The organism is Streptococcus sp. HMSC072C09 (assembly GCF_001813105.1).
Taxonomy (GTDB): domain Bacteria; phylum Bacillota; class Bacilli; order Lactobacillales; family Streptococcaceae; genus Streptococcus.
Genome location: NZ_KV811485.1, coordinates 1 through 15510, shown reverse-complemented (window position 1 = coordinate 15510; position 15510 = coordinate 1). Strand labels below are relative to the sequence as shown.

Sequence of the window (15510 nt, the reverse complement as noted above, 5' to 3'; positions counted from 1 at the left end):
CATGACACCACCCCTAAGACTAGGAGGTGGTGTTTTTGTAGTCCTATGAATAGTTTATTACTCTCTATTTCGCAATCCAACCGATCGCATCTGCAGGAGGATTGTCCACATCAATCCAGATGAAGTCAATGCCAATTTCACCGTTTTTGAATTTAGAAAGACGTATACCATTGATTTCTAGTTGAGACAGTTTCTTACCCGTTAAGATCTCTCTATCTTTTAGCTGAAAGACCCCACGAAGAATCCAATTGCCAAGAATTTCTTGCTTATCAGTTGATTGAATGGCCTTTCCAGCTTCTTGGTTGATATAGGCCGTAATCACATCACCTGATGATAAAAATCGTAGCTTAAAGGTCCGTTCTTCTTTTGGGAGCACAAGTTTACTTGTACCTGGCTCAAACCTTCCAATATCTTTACCAAAAAAGTCTGGACGCTCCTCATGAAAATGTTTGGAGTCTGGAAGAGGAATATACACTTCACTGACTGGACGATACACCAGCTGTTCAATTTCTTTGATTAGTTTTTCATTCCCCGTCTCGTGTACAAAGCGAATCAAGTCCTCGCGAATAGATTTCATCTGGGCTTTTTCTTCCTTGGTAGACCATTTTTTCAAGAGGATTTCTTCTAAAGAATAGGTCACAAAAGCTAGTTCTTCTGGAGCGAGACTGTCTTTAAATTTGTCCTGAATCTTTAAAATCCGTGGCAAGCGATCCTTCTTAGCCAACTTTGAACCACCATTAAAAGCATTAAAGCCAGAATTTTCTTCTACATTTCCATGCTTATCTGTGATCACCCAAGAAACCGTCTCAAGAATCTCTGAATCACTTTTTTCTGAGGTCAATAAGTGAAGGTGTTCAAAGAGATAAAAGGGGTCTTCAACATAATTCACATCCCATGTATCAACCACAATCTCCTTATTCCTAAAGGTCATATGGAGCTGACTATCTGCGGCCGTGTATTTGTAATCATGGTGACCGTCTGTGAAACGGAAATTTGTCGGATTGTTCTTGGTTGTTGATCCTAAAATTTTGAGATGGTCCAAATCAACGGGTAAATAAGTCGTCTCTCCTACATGGATCTGAGGCTTGTGTCCTTTCGAAGTCGGCATCAAGACATGATAGACGGCTTCTACATGACCAGCATCAGGATGAAATCCTTTTATGAGTGCTTTGGATGATTCAATCCGTTGGTTTCGCAAGGTCGCAATCTCACGGGCCAGTTTTTCATAGCGGGCATCATTTTCTTTATCAGCTGTTTCCTTGTCCGGTGAAATCTCAGCATGAAATCGAATTTCACTCAATAACTCATTCCAAGACTGTGAATCTTTCTTGAATTGAGCAATCTTTTGATCCCCTGAATCCAAACCAAAGGATTTAATCCCAACCAAATACTTATGTTGCTCGTCAACGACAAGCGAAGCATCATAAGAGGTATTGGCAATATCCTCACCAACAGCATGAAAAGCTTTTTGGAAAACAGTTTCTTGGAATTTTGAATTGACTATCGGAGCAACGTAGTTTTCTCGATCATTAGAATCTTCGGCTTCTGCCTTTTGAGAAAATGCCTCACTCAGACTAGCAAAGTTGGTAATGAGCGTCTTGTATTTTTCTTTTTGTTCATGTTTAAGGTTTTCCCACATCATTCATTCCTCACTTCTTATTTAAGTATATCAAAAGAAGACTAGATTTTCACTAGTCCCCTTACTTATATAATTCGTTAAATAATACTATAAAACTCCAAATTGCCACGTTTTTTTACCAATCTGAAATAATCTTCGTCTGATAAAATGGCAAGACCATCCTCATAGGAGGCAATCTTCTTCTCTGCTTCCTCATAAGTGGAGACAAAATCTTTCACATAAGACTGACCTTCAAACTGACCATTCATCTTGGTATAGATAATGGCAAATTTTCCGGAACGATCCAGTTGAGACAGCCCATTGCTCTCATTAAGGGCAAAAGCTATCCGCTCTGCAATACGTTTAATTACAGGGACAACCACACTATTTCCAGCCTGTTTATAAAGTTGACCATTGGAAACACTCTCAGGCAACTTAAAGGTCTTTGGATAACCTTGTACATTGAAGGTTTCCTTTGGTGTTAACTTACGAATCTCCCCACTGTCAGTCAAAATCAATGGAACATTATGCCCGCCAGTTCCCATATTGGCCGTTAAGGTTGGAACAACGCCACTTTTATTCTCACGAACATATTGACGACGCCACTGGTAGACCGTATCTTGACTAGTCACATTGGCCTTGAGATCAGCGTAGAAATTTTGCTTGCCTTCTCGATAATAGTAAGCCTCGTCTGGCTTGGCACCAAAATCAATGACCTCGCTCAAAGTTGTAGTCAGCTTGATTTCCTCTGGGAATTCAAACAAGTCATAGGCTTCTTTTGTATCAAAGCCTACAATGTAAATCCGCTCACGGTTTTGTGGGATATTTCCATAGTCTTTTCCGTTAAGAACCTTCCATTTGATAAAGTAGTTGTTCTCCGTCAAGGCCTCACGAATAACCTTGAAGGTATTGCCATGGTCATGGCCGACCATGTTCTTGACGTTTTCGATGAAAATGGCACGGGGTCTACGCCCCTCAATCATGCGAAGCAATTCGAAGAAAAGATCGCCACGATCATCATCAAAGCCCTTGCGGTAACCCGCAATACTAAAGGCCTGACAAGGGAATCCCCCCATAATCACATCCACACGCTCAGCCGGAATGTCTTCCGGTTGCACCGCATGAATATCACGACTATCCAAATGCGTATTTGGATAATTTAAACGATAAGTCTGACGCGCATACTTATCAAATTCATTGGCATACACCACTCTGAACTCGTTGGTCTGTTCAAATCCCAACTCAATTCCCCCAACACCTGAGAAGAAAGCTGCAATATTGTACTTCTCAGGTCGGTTCGAACTTACAGAATTTGTCATGTAGTAACCTGCTTTCTAGTATATTATTTAATTTCTATACACTAATATTATTGAGTTGAAAAATCTTTGAGTCATTATATTAAATTTATTTTTGATAATATAAATTTATATATCTTAAATAACATGGAATAATCTCAACGTTTTTTCAACCATTTGCTTCGTTTGTTTAAAACGCAATTTAGAAAAGGAATCTTTTGCATCATCATGATTAAACGGTCTGGTATAAGCAAGTATATCCTTTAAATCATTTAAATATGGATATAGTTTTTGAAAATCCTGATATTTTTTATCACTGTTAGAGTTTTTTATAAAATCTAAATAATTTTTAAGCCAAGTCTGTCCCTCAACATAAAACTCTGGATATTTTATTTTAAAAATTCTCTCTAAGAATGGTCTTATCTTCATTGTAATATCACGTAGTTCTAACTTATCAGAAATTTCCCCCTTAGTATAGAGGAATTCTTTAAATTCAATATAAGTAACTACTAAGGAGTCCTTTGTTTCAAAATTACTTCGCTTTATCAATTTCGAATAAGTGTCGGAGCTTTTCTCTATATTCATGCATAGGATATCACCATGTCTATCAAACTGATTATTAATTAACTCATTTTGTAATTCTTCTAAAAAATTCTCATCATGAGAAGTAATGATCAATTGTTCAACATCCTCCGAAATACGGACTAAATATTGAATAGTCATAAAGCGACGCTCAGAATCAAGGCTAGAAAAAGGATCGTCTACAAAAATAACTTTATCTTCTACGCCCTCTAGTTTCAACAAAGCCATATACAAAGCAAAAGTAAGAGCACTTTTATCTCCATCGCTCAAAACATAGTCAATACTATCCCTACCACCAATATCATTCACTAGTAAAGGAGACCCTAGGTTATTTGAAAAAATAATATCAAAAATTAATCTCGGAGATAAAATAACTTTACCATTATTTTCATCTAAACCAACATTTTGATAGACAATTTTAGACATCTGGATATAAAAATCTGTATTAAAATCACTTAAAATTTCATTGACCGTATAATCAATTTTATCTAAATACGGCTCATAAATTTGCTGTAATTTTGATTGATTTTTATCTATTCTTTTTTGTACTCGTAATTTGATCGCTTGTGTTTTATCAATTCGCTCGTTAAGATTGCGATACTTTTTTGAATCTTTTTTTAATTTTTTTTGTTGCTCCTTTAAATTTTTTATATAATGGTTCTTTCGATTCCTTTCTTTAAAATCTTCTTTTAGTCTCTCGTTTATCCTATTAACGTGGTCTTTCTCATCATAATTAATCATGTTTTGAATATAGAATCCATTCTTTTCAATATTAAAAACATGCACATTATCACTAATAAAATAAGAATTAAAGATTCTAATACTGTTACCAACTTGATGGTTGTCCAATAAAATACCTTTTTTGAAAGAAACTTCTTTATTGTTATCAAATTCTAGAACAAATTCAGGGTCTAAATTGCTTAGTCTATTTCTTTTTTTAAATATTACATCGACATTTTTAGTTGCTATAGATTGAAAGATAATTGATAAGCTTGTTTTACCACTACCGTTGGGAGCGTAAATTAAATTAATTTTCTTCAAGTTACCATTCTCTGGTAAATTTTCTGGAACAATATGTTGGAATCTTCCAAGTTGCCTAATCAGATTTATCCTAGTTAACATCTTCTACCTTTATATTCAATTTCTTTTCTTCATTCCACCAACTTCTTCATCTCATCAATACGCGCAACGGTTGCGTCGTATTTCGCTTGGTAGTCGGCTTGTTTGTCGCGTTCTTTTTGGACGACTTCTGGTTTGGCATTGGCTACGAAGCGTTCGTTGCTAAGTTTTTTACCAACCATGTCGAGTTCTTTTTGCCATTTGGCTAATTCTTTTTCAAGACGAGCCAATTCTTCTTCGACATTGAGAAGGTCAGCAAGTGGCAAGTAGATTTCTGCACCTGTGATGATGCTTGACATAACCAAGTCAGGTACTTCGACATCTGCTGCAATTTCCAAGTGTTCTGGGTTTGTGAAGCGTTTGATGTAGTTGACATTGTCATTGAAGAAGGCATCAAGCTTGCTGTCGCTTGTCTTAATCAAAATAGTGATTGGTTTGCTTGGCGCTACGTTCACTTCTGCACGTGAGTTACGAACAGAGCGAATCACATCTTTAAGAGCTTCTACACCAGCTGCTGCTTCTTCGTTTTCAAACTCTGGACGAACCACTGGGTATTCCGCAGTCACGATCGTTCCTTCAGAGATTTGGCCATAAATTTCTTCAGTCACAAATGGCATGATTGGATGAAGGAGACGCAAGATTTGGTCCAACGTATAAAGAAGAACAGAACGAGTGATTACTTTTTCGTCCTCATTGTCGCTATAAAGCACTTCCTTAGTCAACTCAACATACCAGTCCGCAAACTCATCCCAGATGAAGTTGTAGAGAATGTGACCAGCCACACCAAACTCAAACTTATCAAAGTTTTCAGTGACCTTACCGATGGTTTCATTGAGGTTGTGGAGAATCCAGCGGTCTGTCACGTTACCTGCTTGACCAGCAGCCACTTTAGCTACATTTTCACGCGCCACATCCAAGGTCAATCCTTCATTGTTCATGAGGATGTAACGTGAGATGTTCCAAATTTTGTTAATGAAGTTCCATGACGCATCCATTTTCTCGTAAGAGAAACGCACGTCTTGCCCTGGTGCAGAACCGTTTGAAAGGAACCAACGAAGGGCATCCGCACCATATTTCTCGATGACATCCATTGGGTCAATACCGTTACCGAGAGATTTCGACATCTTACGTCCTTGCTCGTCACGAATGAGACCGTGGATAAGGACATTTTGGAATGGCTGACGACCAGTGAATTCCAATGATTGGAAAATCATACGAGACACCCAGAAGAAGATGATATCGTAACCTGTTACCAAGGTTGAAGTTGGGAAGTAACGTTTGAAGTCTTCTGAGTCGACATCCGGCCAGCCCATAGTTGAGAATGGCCAAAGGGCTGAACTAAACCAAGTATCCAAGACATCTTCGTCTTGTTTCCATCCGTCACCTTCTGGCGCTTCTTCGCCAACGTACATTTCACCCTCAGCATTGTACCAAGCTGGGATTTGGTGACCCCACCAGAGCTGACGAGAGATCACCCAGTCGTGGACATTTTCCATCCATTGAAGGAAGGTGTCGTTGAAACGAGGTGGGTAGAATTCTACCTTATCTTCTGTGTCTTGGTTAGCAATGGCATTTTTCGCCAAATGGTCCATCTTCACGAACCATTGGGTAGACAAACGTGGCTCAACCATAACTCCAGTACGCTCTGAGTGACCAACTGAGTGGGTCATCTTCTCAATCTTAACAAGGGCACCAATGTCTTCTAACTTCTTGATAACAGCCTTACGAGCTTCAAAGCGGTCCATACCGTTGAATTCACCAGCTAATTCATTCATAGTACCATCATCATTCATGACGTTCACTTGCGGAAGATTATGACGTTGACCAACCAAGAAGTCATTAGGGTCGTGGGCAGGAGTGATCTTCACCACACCAGTACCAAACTCAGGGTCTGCGTGTTCGTCCCCAACGATTGGGATTGGCTTGTTCAAGATTGGCAAGATAACATTTTTACCAATCAAGTCTTTATAACGGTCATCATTTGGGTTAACCGCTACGGCAGTATCCCCAAACATAGTCTCAGGACGTGTTGTTGCTACTTCAAGGGCACGTGAGCCATCTTCCAACATGTAGTTCATGTGGTAGAAGGCACCTTCCACATCCTTGTGAATCACCTCGATATCAGAAAGGGCTGTACGGGCTTTTGGATCCCAGTTGATGATAAATTCACCACGGTAGATCCAGCCCTTCTTGTAAAGCTCTACAAAGACCTTACGAACAGCTTTTGACAAGCCTTCGTCAAGCGTGAAACGCTCGCGAGAGTAGTCTACAGAGAGCCCCATCTTGCCCCATTGTTCCTTGATAGTCGTCGCATACTCGTCTTTCCATTCCCAAACTTTTTCAAGGAATTTTTCACGACCAAGGTCATAACGAGAGATACCGTCCTCAGCCAAACGCGCTTCTACTTTAGCTTGAGTGGCAATCCCAGCATGGTCCATACCAGGGAGCCAAAGCGTATCAAATCCTTGCATGCGTTTTTGACGGATGATGATATCTTGAAGAGTTGTATCCCAAGCGTGACCAAGGTGAAGTTTCCCAGTTACGTTTGGTGGTGGAATAACGATTGAGTAATGCTTCGCCTTTTTATCGCCAGAAGGCTTGAAAACATCTTCGTCAAGCCATTTTTGGTAACGACCAGCCTCAACCTCGGCTGGATTGTATTTAGGTGAAAGTTCTTTAGACATGTGTGCGTCCTTTCTAGTTATTTCTTTTTAATGTTTATTTTGAGTTTCCCACTCACTCTTCAGCAAGCCATATCTCAAATCATCACAACGATTGCCTTGGGCATCTTTACGGTCTCTTATGCGAGCTTCGAGGGTAAAGCCAAGCTTTTCCGCGACTCGTTGACTTTGAAGGTTGTAACCAAAGCAAGACAATTCTATCTTGTGAAGGTTCAATTCTTTAAAAGCTAGATCAATCAAAGCACGCGTCGCTTCAGGCACATAGCTTCGCCCCCAATAGTCTGGGTGCAAGGTATAGCCAATCTCCAGCACATCGTCTTCATGGCGATGGTTGAAATCAACAGAGCCGATGATTTTATCGGTTCCTTTGACCACAATGCCGTAACCAGCTGGAAGATTTTCTTTTTGATTGCGATCGGGAAGGATATGCTCTAGGTAATAGATCTCGTCTTCCAAGGTCTTGACGGGTGGAAAACCTGCTGGGTAAGAGACTTCTGGAAGACTAGCGTAAGCATGGATGTCCTCTGCATCAGCCACTGTTCGGACTCGTAAGACCAGACGCTCCGTTTCGATTCGTTCTGGCAGTTCAGCTCTTGTCATTCTTCTTCCTCGCTTTCTTAATAAAGCTTCCCATGGGGTCGACTCGGTTATCTAGATAACGGTAAACGCGCTGATGGCCGTCCCCCATAAAGTAAGTCGGCGCAAAACGGTCATTTTTAAAATGCCCCTTGTCATCTAGGAGCTCTGGATCAGCCAGTCGCTCAAGAATCTTAGCAAAGATATGGCAGATGCCATCTTCCTCGATAATCCGATCTACCTGGCAATCCAAAACGACTGGACAAGCTTCTAAAATCGGAGCCTGAGTCCGTTCAGAAATCTCGTAGTCTAGCCCTAGGTGTTCCAACTTCTCCCGATGGCTGATAAACCCAGCCTGCTCCATCTCAAGCATAAAGTTTTCATCAGGGATGTTCACAGTGAACTGTTGATAATGCTTAATCTGGTCAGCCGCATTTTCCTCACTACCAACCCCGATGACCAGCCAATCTCCCAGGCTATAAGAGGAACTGCAGGTCGTGATATTGTGCCCAAAGTTCTTGTCCTGATACCCCAAGATGAAAATCGGAAAGCCATAGTAGAGTTTACTAGTGTTAAAAGATTGTTTCATGACAAGCTCCTTCAGCTAGGGTTGCAAAAAGAAAAATCGCCCCTGTCATCAATCTGACAGGGACGAATGTGTTAATCCGCGGTACCACCCAATTTCGGGCAATGCCCGCAACTTTGTTTATTTCATTTTCATCCATTAGCAACCAGTTTTGTCACATTTGTGGACTTCTCAGCACCGCCACTTTCTGTAAAATGTGGGATTCAAAACACCTCTAATAGGTTCATTTTAGCAAGTTTTCTTGGAAATAGCAAGAAATCACAAAAGCGATTATTTAAATTTAACGCCTAGTTCTTTCAATTTCTTGATTGTAGCTGGGCCGATTCCTTTAAGGGCCAACAACTCTTTTTCTGTCCAGTTTGCGAAGTCCGCAACAGAGCGAATACCTTCATCATAGAATGTTTGCGCACGATCAAGTGCCACACCTTCCAAACTTGCAGCAAATTCTTCCACTGAAGAAGCTGCTTGTTTCACTTCTTTCGCCACTGCTTTTGTAGCTTTCTCAACCTTTTTAGGTGCTTCTTTTACAGCTGCAGTTACAGTTGCGACAGCTTTTTTCAAAAGATGTCTATTTTGATGTTTGTATTGTTTCGCACGGTTTACGTTCTTCTTTGCCATTTTTCCTCCTAAATTCAGTGATCAATTCCTAAGGCAACAAGGTTTCATCACCATTATTCCATTCAAAAATCCGTTGATGTCATTTCAACTTTTTTATTGTATCACAATCCCCTAAAAAATCAAGTCATTGCTCAATTTTCAGGTAAATCTAGCTAGTAAAACGCCTTCAATAAGGCCATTTTAATATTTTCTTTCACCAAAGAGGCCATCTGGTAAATCATGAAATCCTTTTCCAGCATGGAAATTTTCAAACTTCCCTTGCAAGAACTGATAAGCGTCCAAACGGCTTTCATAGCGAATCATCGCGATTTTAGCTCGCTCATCCTGGTCTTCATCAAAAACCTTCTTACTCTCTTCTAGAGCCATTTCATTGATCATGACTTGAGTCTTGATCCACTCCTCAAACTCCTTCATAAATTCTGTTTCGTAACTCATCTTTACTCCATTCCTCTATAAAAATCCGTATCGATCTCCCGATAAGGTTGAATGTCCTGAACATATTCCAAGACACCTTGAAAATCTCCAGCTTCATCACGCACGGCTGCATAGGTGACATGGACAAATTTCCCACGCGATTCTGATTTGAACCACATTTCATACTTGTCTTTTTTCCCTTCACGAAGCCCTTGCATGATCGCTTTGACCTTCTCCAAATATTTCGGTGGGTGACACAGCTCAACATTGCGTCCTACCTGCGATGGCGTCCTCTTAAAAATCATTTCCTCAAAAGGCGCAGCATCATTGTAATATTGGAAAATATCATCCTTATTGACAAAGGTGATCTCCATCGGCAAATGATTCAAGATTAAATTCGCTTGCTCCACCGATAGAAAGCCATGGCCAAAAGCTTGTGGTTGCTGACGGTCGAAGCTCTCTTCTTTTTTCTTAGGCGTGAAGGTAATGGTCAATTGCCCCTCAGGAGTCTCAATGACCTGGCGTTGCTCATCGCCTTTTGAAGAAGGAAGTGGTTCAGTTGAACCTTCTGACTCTTTCGACGCTTCCTCCTTGAAGTCCACGCGTTTCGGCACCCATTTCTCACTTGGGAGAATAATGGCATAACCATAAGCATCACTTTCTTCTGCAATGGAGAGCCAGTCATCCTGGGTAAAGGCCTCCAACAAAATCATCAAGAGGATCGATTCTTCCTTGAAGATCATGCCCTCAAACTCTTGCGCAAAGGCTTCAAAGCGTTCCTTGACTTCAGAAATACTAGAATCCGGTAATATCTTGGCCGCATCCAAAATTTGCGCAAAGAGTTCCCGAATCTGGTCATCCACTCCCCACATCACTTTTGGTGGGGAATCATGCCCATATTTTTCCATAATCGGAAACATCAACTCTTCCTTACGACGGTAATGCCGATCAAATTGACCCACCAAGCCCAGCTGACGTAACAAGCCCTTCTGAATCTCCTGAATCATCTCAGGATCCTCAGTCGTCTCATAATTGTCTAGCAAGCGACGTACCCGCATCATAGCCGCACGAAGGGCTAAGTTCTCCTGTTTAAAGATTTGAACCGGATGACCTGGATGGTCGGTATCTGCAACTTCGACCCCTTGAACCGCATTTTTAAAGAGATTGGCATGGACATCACAAAGCTCCATCACATCTTCAAAAGTAACACCTGCATCGGAGTTCATCAGTTCATGCTCCATAAGAGAGATCTCAATCGCAGAAACCCCTGCAAAGGTCGCATCAAACCGTTCCTGAACCGACTCAGGGGAAGCTCCATGATGAAGCTCTAATAAGATATCTCTTAAGACGTGAATTCGTTCATCACTCATTAGTCTAGCCCCACTACTTCATAGCCATTAGCCTCTAGTGTTCTCACAATCTTCTCCATAGGAGTACCTTCTAATTTTGATCCTTGTTTTAAGGAAACCTTGCGCCCAACTGTATTGCGCATGATCGGATTGGCTAAGGGTTTAAAGCCCAACTCCACCAACAAATCCAATACCTCCGGATGTTGATCAATAACTTGAACAACTGGAATCGATACATCAATAACATTGTCCATTTATTTATTTCCTCTACTTCTTCCCTTTATTCTCTCTCTGACGAGCCCGTTCTTCGCCCCACCAAAGAGGCATCAATTCACCTAAAGTAATGGTCTTGCGACTCTCATAATCCACCATAAATTCTAGATGACGATTCTCTGCATTTAGCTCAAGGAGAAATTCACGACAGGCCCCACAAGGCATCCCAGAACCTTCTCCATAAGGAGGCTTGTCTCGAAAAGCAATAATGCGCTTGACCTTGGTCTGTCCTGATTGTTGATACATGTTGAAAAGGGCCGCTCGTTCGGCACATAAATGAAAGACACCGCAGGTTCCTTCCATACAAAAGCCCGTAAAAATCTGACCATCTGCAGCCTCAACAGCAGCAACCACATGTCGAGCATAGACAAAATCTGAAACCTCTTGAGGCGCATAGAGAGCTTTCGCCTCAAGATAAAGTTTTTCCCAAATATCCATTCTTCTACTTTCACTTCTTCACTAACTTCACAACTGCTTCCGTCCTTGCAGTATGGGGAAACATGTCCACTGATTGAATATATTCAACCTGATAAACCTTCGTCAAAGCTACTAGATCCCGTGCCAAAGTAGAGACATTACAAGAGACATAGACCATCTTTTCAGGTGCATAGTGCAACAAGGTCTCGATTAATTTTGTCCCCAAGCCCGTACGAGGTGGATCCACGATCACAGCATTAGCCCGATAGCCTTCCTGGTACCAGCGAGGAATGATCTCTTCTGCTGTCCCAGCCTCATAGTGGGTATTCTCAAATCCCATCCGTTTGGCATTGTATTTAGCATCTTCAATCGCTTCAGGAATGATATCCATCCCCCGCACACTTTTTACTCTATTCGCAAAAGCAAACCCAATCGTTCCAACCCCACAATAGGCATCAATCAGGTGATCCTCTGGAGAAACATCTAGAGCCTTGACAGCCTCACTATACAATACTTCAGTTTGTTCCGGATTCAACTGGTAAAAGGCTCGAGGAGATAGGGAGAATTCATAATCCAAAACACCTTCCAAAATGGCCTCTTCTCCCCAAATAATCTGTGTTTGTTCACCATAGATTTCACTGGAGCGAGACGTATTTTTATTAACAGCAACGGTGACAATCTCAGGGTGTTTCTTAACCAAGTCTTCCACTAAATCCTTTAAATTAATCTGCCGACTGGTGACCACAATTATCTGAACCTGACCAGACTTCCGAGCTCGTCGAACCATCATAGTTCTGACACCCAGTTCTTTACGCTCATCAGCAATTGGAATCTGATAGTAAGTCAATAAATCCGCAAAATCATTGGCAATCGCTTGAATAACCTGATCTTGAACCAAACAATCTTTTAATTCTACCAAATAATGTGAATTTTGAGCATAGAGACCCGCCTTGACCTGGCCTTTAAATTTCCTTGTTTGAAATTGCAATTTGGCCCGATAGTAAAGCGGCTCCTGCATTCCGATTGTTGGCCGAATGTCATACTGTTCAAAGCCTTCAGGTGAGAACTTTTTCAAGGCTTGTTGCAATAAATCTGTTTTAAACTCCAGCTGCTTGTCATACTTCAAATGCATGATTTGACAGCCCCCACAGGTCTCATAGATATCACACATGGGTGTCACCCGATACTTAGACGCTTTATTCACAGATAAGAGTTTGGCTTCCGCAAAATTTTTCTTGACACTTGTAATTTGGCAGAAGATATCTTCACCCTTGAGGGCTCCTGGAACAAAAACAAGGGTTTTCTGGAAAAATCCGATACCTTCCCCGTTTATCCCCATACGCTTGATTTTTAATGGAATTTTTTGTTTGACTTTAAGACTCATAAGTCTATTATACCACGTAGTTTCTCAATGGTTAAGAATATGTTACAATAAAACCATGAATACAAAGATATCTCATTTTTCCCCATTGGATTTTCCTGAGCAATTACGAACTTATATAGAGGGAACAACTCTTTCTGACAGCTCTTCTCATTCAGGCGCAACGGTTCTCTATCTTGATTCAGGTTACTATTTGAAAATAGATCAAAAGGGAAGATTAGAGCGAGAAGCTAGAATTGCAAGTTTGTTTGAACAAGAGGGAATAGGAACTCCAGTCATCCACTATCTATCTACAGATAAAGACTACCTCCTGACTAAAGAGGCTATTGGTCATGATACTCTCGCTTTTTTAGACCAGCCAGAAAAAATCTGCCGAACCATGGCCGAAGCTCTTAAAAAACTTCACAGCTTTTATCCGCAAAATTTTCCATCAGAAAATCATTTACAGGCCTATAAAGACAGAGCCTTAAAAAACTATGAAAAAGGTGAGTTCTATGCCAAGGCTCTCCTACCCCAATTCCGGATTAGCAGTCGTGAAGAGGCCTTCCAGCTCATTCGAGAACAAGGGCACCTTTTAAAGACAGATGCCTTTATTCACGGGGATGCCTGTCTACCGAACCTTATTCTAAAAGATGCTGACCACTTCTCTTGCTTTATTGACCTTGGCTTAGCTGATTTCAGTGACCGACATATCGATCTCTTTTGGGCAGTTTGGTCCCTCAACTATAACCTACATGACCCGAAATACGCTGAACTATTTCTTGACTATTATGGGAGAGAACAGGTCGATATAAATAAACTTCGACTCGTTGCTGCCTTTGAAGCGTTTGGATAAAAGGAAAACCATGAAAATCACAAAACTAGAAAAGAAAAAACGTCTCTACCTGCTAGAACTTGATAGCGACCAAACCTGCTATATTACAGAGGATACCATTGTTCACTTTATGTTGACCAAGGATAAGGAAATTAGTCCTCAAGAGTTTACAGAAATTCAAACCTTTGCACAATTTTCCTACGGAAAAAACTTGGCGCTCTACCACTTATCCTTCAAGGCCCGTACTGAAAAAGAAGTCAGAGACTATTTAGTTAAACATGAGATTGATGAGAAAATCATACCACAAGTCATCCAAGCCCTAAAAGAAGACAAGTGGTTAGATGATCGTCAATATGCAAGAAACTTGATAGAGGCCAACCTTCTCAGTGGCGATAAGGGCCCTCTCTTATTACAACAAAAAATTCAACAAAAAGGGATCCCAAAATCTATCCTTCAAGAAATACTTACAGACTATGATTTTTCAGAAGTGATCGACCGTACCGCAATAAAACTCCTAAAAAAATACCAAGGAAAATATCCGTTAAAAGCCATTGAAACGAAAATCATCCAAGCACTCATTTCAAAAGGTTTTGCTTACAATCAAGCAAAGATAGCATTCCAAAATCTTGAACTAGAAGCAGATGAAAAAACAACCAATGAGCTCGTTCTAAAAGAGTTAGAAAAACAATACCGTAAATACAGTAAAAAATATGAAGGCTATGACCTCAAACAACGCTTGACTCAAGCACTGGCCAGAAAAGGCTACGACTATTCTGATATAAAATCAGCCATCAGGGACTTCTTAGATGAATAATTCTATCTTAAACAATCAATTTGGAAATATAATAGAAAAATAAGAAAAAATTTGAAAAAATATGATACAATATAGAGGATATACTTAGATTGTAGAAAGTTGGTAAGTTATGAAACTACCTAAAGAAGGCGACTTTATTACAATTCAAAGTTATAAACATGATGGCAGTTTACACCGAACATGGCGTGACACCATGGTATTAAAGATAACCGAAAATGCAATTATTGGAGTAAATGATCATACACTTGTTACTGAAAGTGATGGTAGACGTTGGATTACACGTGAACCAGCGATCGTATATTTCCATAAAAAATATTGGTTTAACATCATCGCCATGATCCGTGACAATGGTGTGTCTTACTACTGTAACCTAGCAAGTCCATTTCACATTGACCAAGAAGCCTTAAAATATATCGACTATGATCTCGATGTCAAGGTCTTTACCAATGGTGAAAAAAAATTGTTAGATGTGGAAGAATACGAGCAGCATAAAGAAAAAATGCACTATTCAGATGACATCGATTTTATTTTAAAGGAAAATGTTAAGGTTCTAGTAGATTGGATAAACCAAAACAAAGGTCCCTTTTCTGAGGAATATATCAAAATTTGGTATAACCGTTATGTTGAACTGCGAAATAAATAAAGTTGGAAAGAGCGAAAGCTCTTTTTTCTTGTAATCCAATAAGATAATCACCTACAAAAAAAGCCTAATGACAATCATTAGACTTTTTCAATACACTATCGGGAAGACAGGATTCGAACCTGCGACACCTTGGTCCCAAACCAAGTACTCTACCAAGCTGAGCTACTTCCCGATCTAAAGCTACCGCTTTATGCACCCTAGAGGAGTCGAACCTCTAACCGCCTGATTCGTAGTCAGGGTACTCTATCCAGTTGAGCTAAGGGTGCTCTTTCTTATTCTATTCTTACATAGTCTCACGACCATGCACCCTAGAGGAGTCGAACCTCTAAC

Annotated in this window: 15 protein-coding genes and 2 tRNA genes; 3 read left to right on the top strand and 14 right to left on the bottom strand. The window is 40.4% G+C overall.

All coding sequences use genetic code 11. The annotated features are described in order from the left end of the window. Window positions 1–64 precede the first annotated feature (64 nt). From HMPREF2893_RS00085 to rlmD, 12 genes are all read right to left on the bottom strand, one after another. Window positions 65–1639 (bottom strand): hypothetical protein, encoded by a 1575-nt coding sequence (locus tag HMPREF2893_RS00085; protein ID WP_070673743.1) that lies wholly within the window; start codon window positions 1637–1639, stop codon window positions 65–67. Window positions 1640–1716: 77 nt separating this feature from the next. Beyond that, window positions 1717–2937 (bottom strand): DNA cytosine methyltransferase, encoded by a 1221-nt coding sequence (locus HMPREF2893_RS00080; RefSeq protein WP_070673742.1) that lies wholly within the window; start codon window positions 2935–2937, stop codon window positions 1717–1719. Window positions 2938–3051: 114 nt separating this feature from the next. After that, a complete protein-coding gene (locus HMPREF2893_RS00075; protein ID WP_070673741.1) occupies window positions 3052–4617 on the bottom strand; it encodes an AAA family ATPase in 1566 nt (521 codons plus the stop codon). Window positions 4618–4646: 29 nt separating this feature from the next. Beyond that, a complete protein-coding gene (locus tag HMPREF2893_RS00070) occupies window positions 4647–7298 on the bottom strand; it encodes a valine--tRNA ligase (RefSeq protein WP_070673740.1) in 2652 nt (883 codons plus the stop codon). Window positions 7299–7325: 27 nt separating this feature from the next. Then, complete coding sequence (locus HMPREF2893_RS00065; protein WP_070673739.1) at window positions 7326–7895, bottom strand: GNAT family N-acetyltransferase; 570 nt, start codon at window positions 7893–7895, stop codon at window positions 7326–7328. After that, window positions 7882–8460, bottom strand: a complete 579-nt coding sequence (locus HMPREF2893_RS00060) for a flavin reductase family protein (RefSeq protein WP_070673738.1) — start codon at window positions 8458–8460, stop codon at window positions 7882–7884. Before HMPREF2893_RS00060 ends, HMPREF2893_RS00065 begins: the two co-directional genes overlap by 14 nt. Before the next feature lie 267 nt (window positions 8461–8727). After that, a complete protein-coding gene (locus tag HMPREF2893_RS00055; protein ID WP_003011968.1) occupies window positions 8728–9075 on the bottom strand; it encodes a helix-hairpin-helix domain-containing protein in 348 nt (115 codons plus the stop codon). A 180-nt stretch (window positions 9076–9255) separates the two neighbouring features. Then, on the bottom strand, window positions 9256–9510 hold the full coding sequence (locus tag HMPREF2893_RS00050) for a DUF1912 family protein (protein WP_013903179.1): 255 nt from the start codon (window positions 9508–9510) through the stop codon (window positions 9256–9258). 2 nt (window positions 9511–9512) lie between these two features. Then, window positions 9513–10859, bottom strand: coding sequence for a DUF438 domain-containing protein (locus HMPREF2893_RS00045; RefSeq protein ID WP_070673737.1), 1347 nt, complete (start codon window positions 10857–10859; stop codon window positions 9513–9515). After that, window positions 10859–11092 (bottom strand): DUF1858 domain-containing protein, encoded by a 234-nt coding sequence (locus HMPREF2893_RS00040; protein WP_070673736.1) that lies wholly within the window; start codon window positions 11090–11092, stop codon window positions 10859–10861. The genes HMPREF2893_RS00045 and HMPREF2893_RS00040 overlap by 1 nt, the downstream gene beginning before the upstream one ends. Before the next feature lie 13 nt (window positions 11093–11105). Then, complete coding sequence (locus HMPREF2893_RS00035; RefSeq protein ID WP_070673735.1) at window positions 11106–11549, bottom strand: cytidine deaminase family protein; 444 nt, start codon at window positions 11547–11549, stop codon at window positions 11106–11108. 10 nt (window positions 11550–11559) lie between these two features. Further along, window positions 11560–12912: a 23S rRNA (uracil(1939)-C(5))-methyltransferase RlmD gene (gene rlmD, locus HMPREF2893_RS00030; RefSeq protein ID WP_070673734.1), complete on the bottom strand. Its 1353-nt coding sequence runs from the start codon at window positions 12910–12912 to the stop codon at window positions 11560–11562. Window positions 12913–12967: 55 nt separating this feature from the next. On the opposite strand from rlmD, the gene HMPREF2893_RS00025 reads away from it, so the two are divergent. From HMPREF2893_RS00025 to HMPREF2893_RS00015, 3 genes are all read left to right on the top strand, one after another. Further along, window positions 12968–13744: an aminoglycoside 3'-phosphotransferase gene (locus tag HMPREF2893_RS00025; protein ID WP_049485509.1), complete on the top strand. Its 777-nt coding sequence runs from the start codon at window positions 12968–12970 to the stop codon at window positions 13742–13744. 10 nt (window positions 13745–13754) lie between these two features. Beyond that, on the top strand, window positions 13755–14537 hold the full coding sequence (gene recX, locus HMPREF2893_RS00020; protein WP_070673733.1) for a recombination regulator RecX: 783 nt from the start codon (window positions 13755–13757) through the stop codon (window positions 14535–14537). A 109-nt stretch (window positions 14538–14646) separates the two neighbouring features. Further along, window positions 14647–15180 (top strand): nucleoside tri-diphosphate phosphatase, encoded by a 534-nt coding sequence (locus HMPREF2893_RS00015; RefSeq protein ID WP_003005798.1) that lies wholly within the window; start codon window positions 14647–14649, stop codon window positions 15178–15180. 98 nt (window positions 15181–15278) lie between these two features. Here the strand turns inward: HMPREF2893_RS00015 and HMPREF2893_RS00010 are convergent. Together HMPREF2893_RS00010 and HMPREF2893_RS00005 are read right to left on the bottom strand one after the other, a co-directional pair. Further along, window positions 15279–15352, bottom strand: a tRNA-Pro gene (locus HMPREF2893_RS00010). Window positions 15353–15371: 19 nt separating this feature from the next. Continuing rightward, window positions 15372–15446 (bottom strand) — tRNA-Arg (locus HMPREF2893_RS00005). Between the last annotated feature and the right edge of the window lie 64 nt (window positions 15447–15510).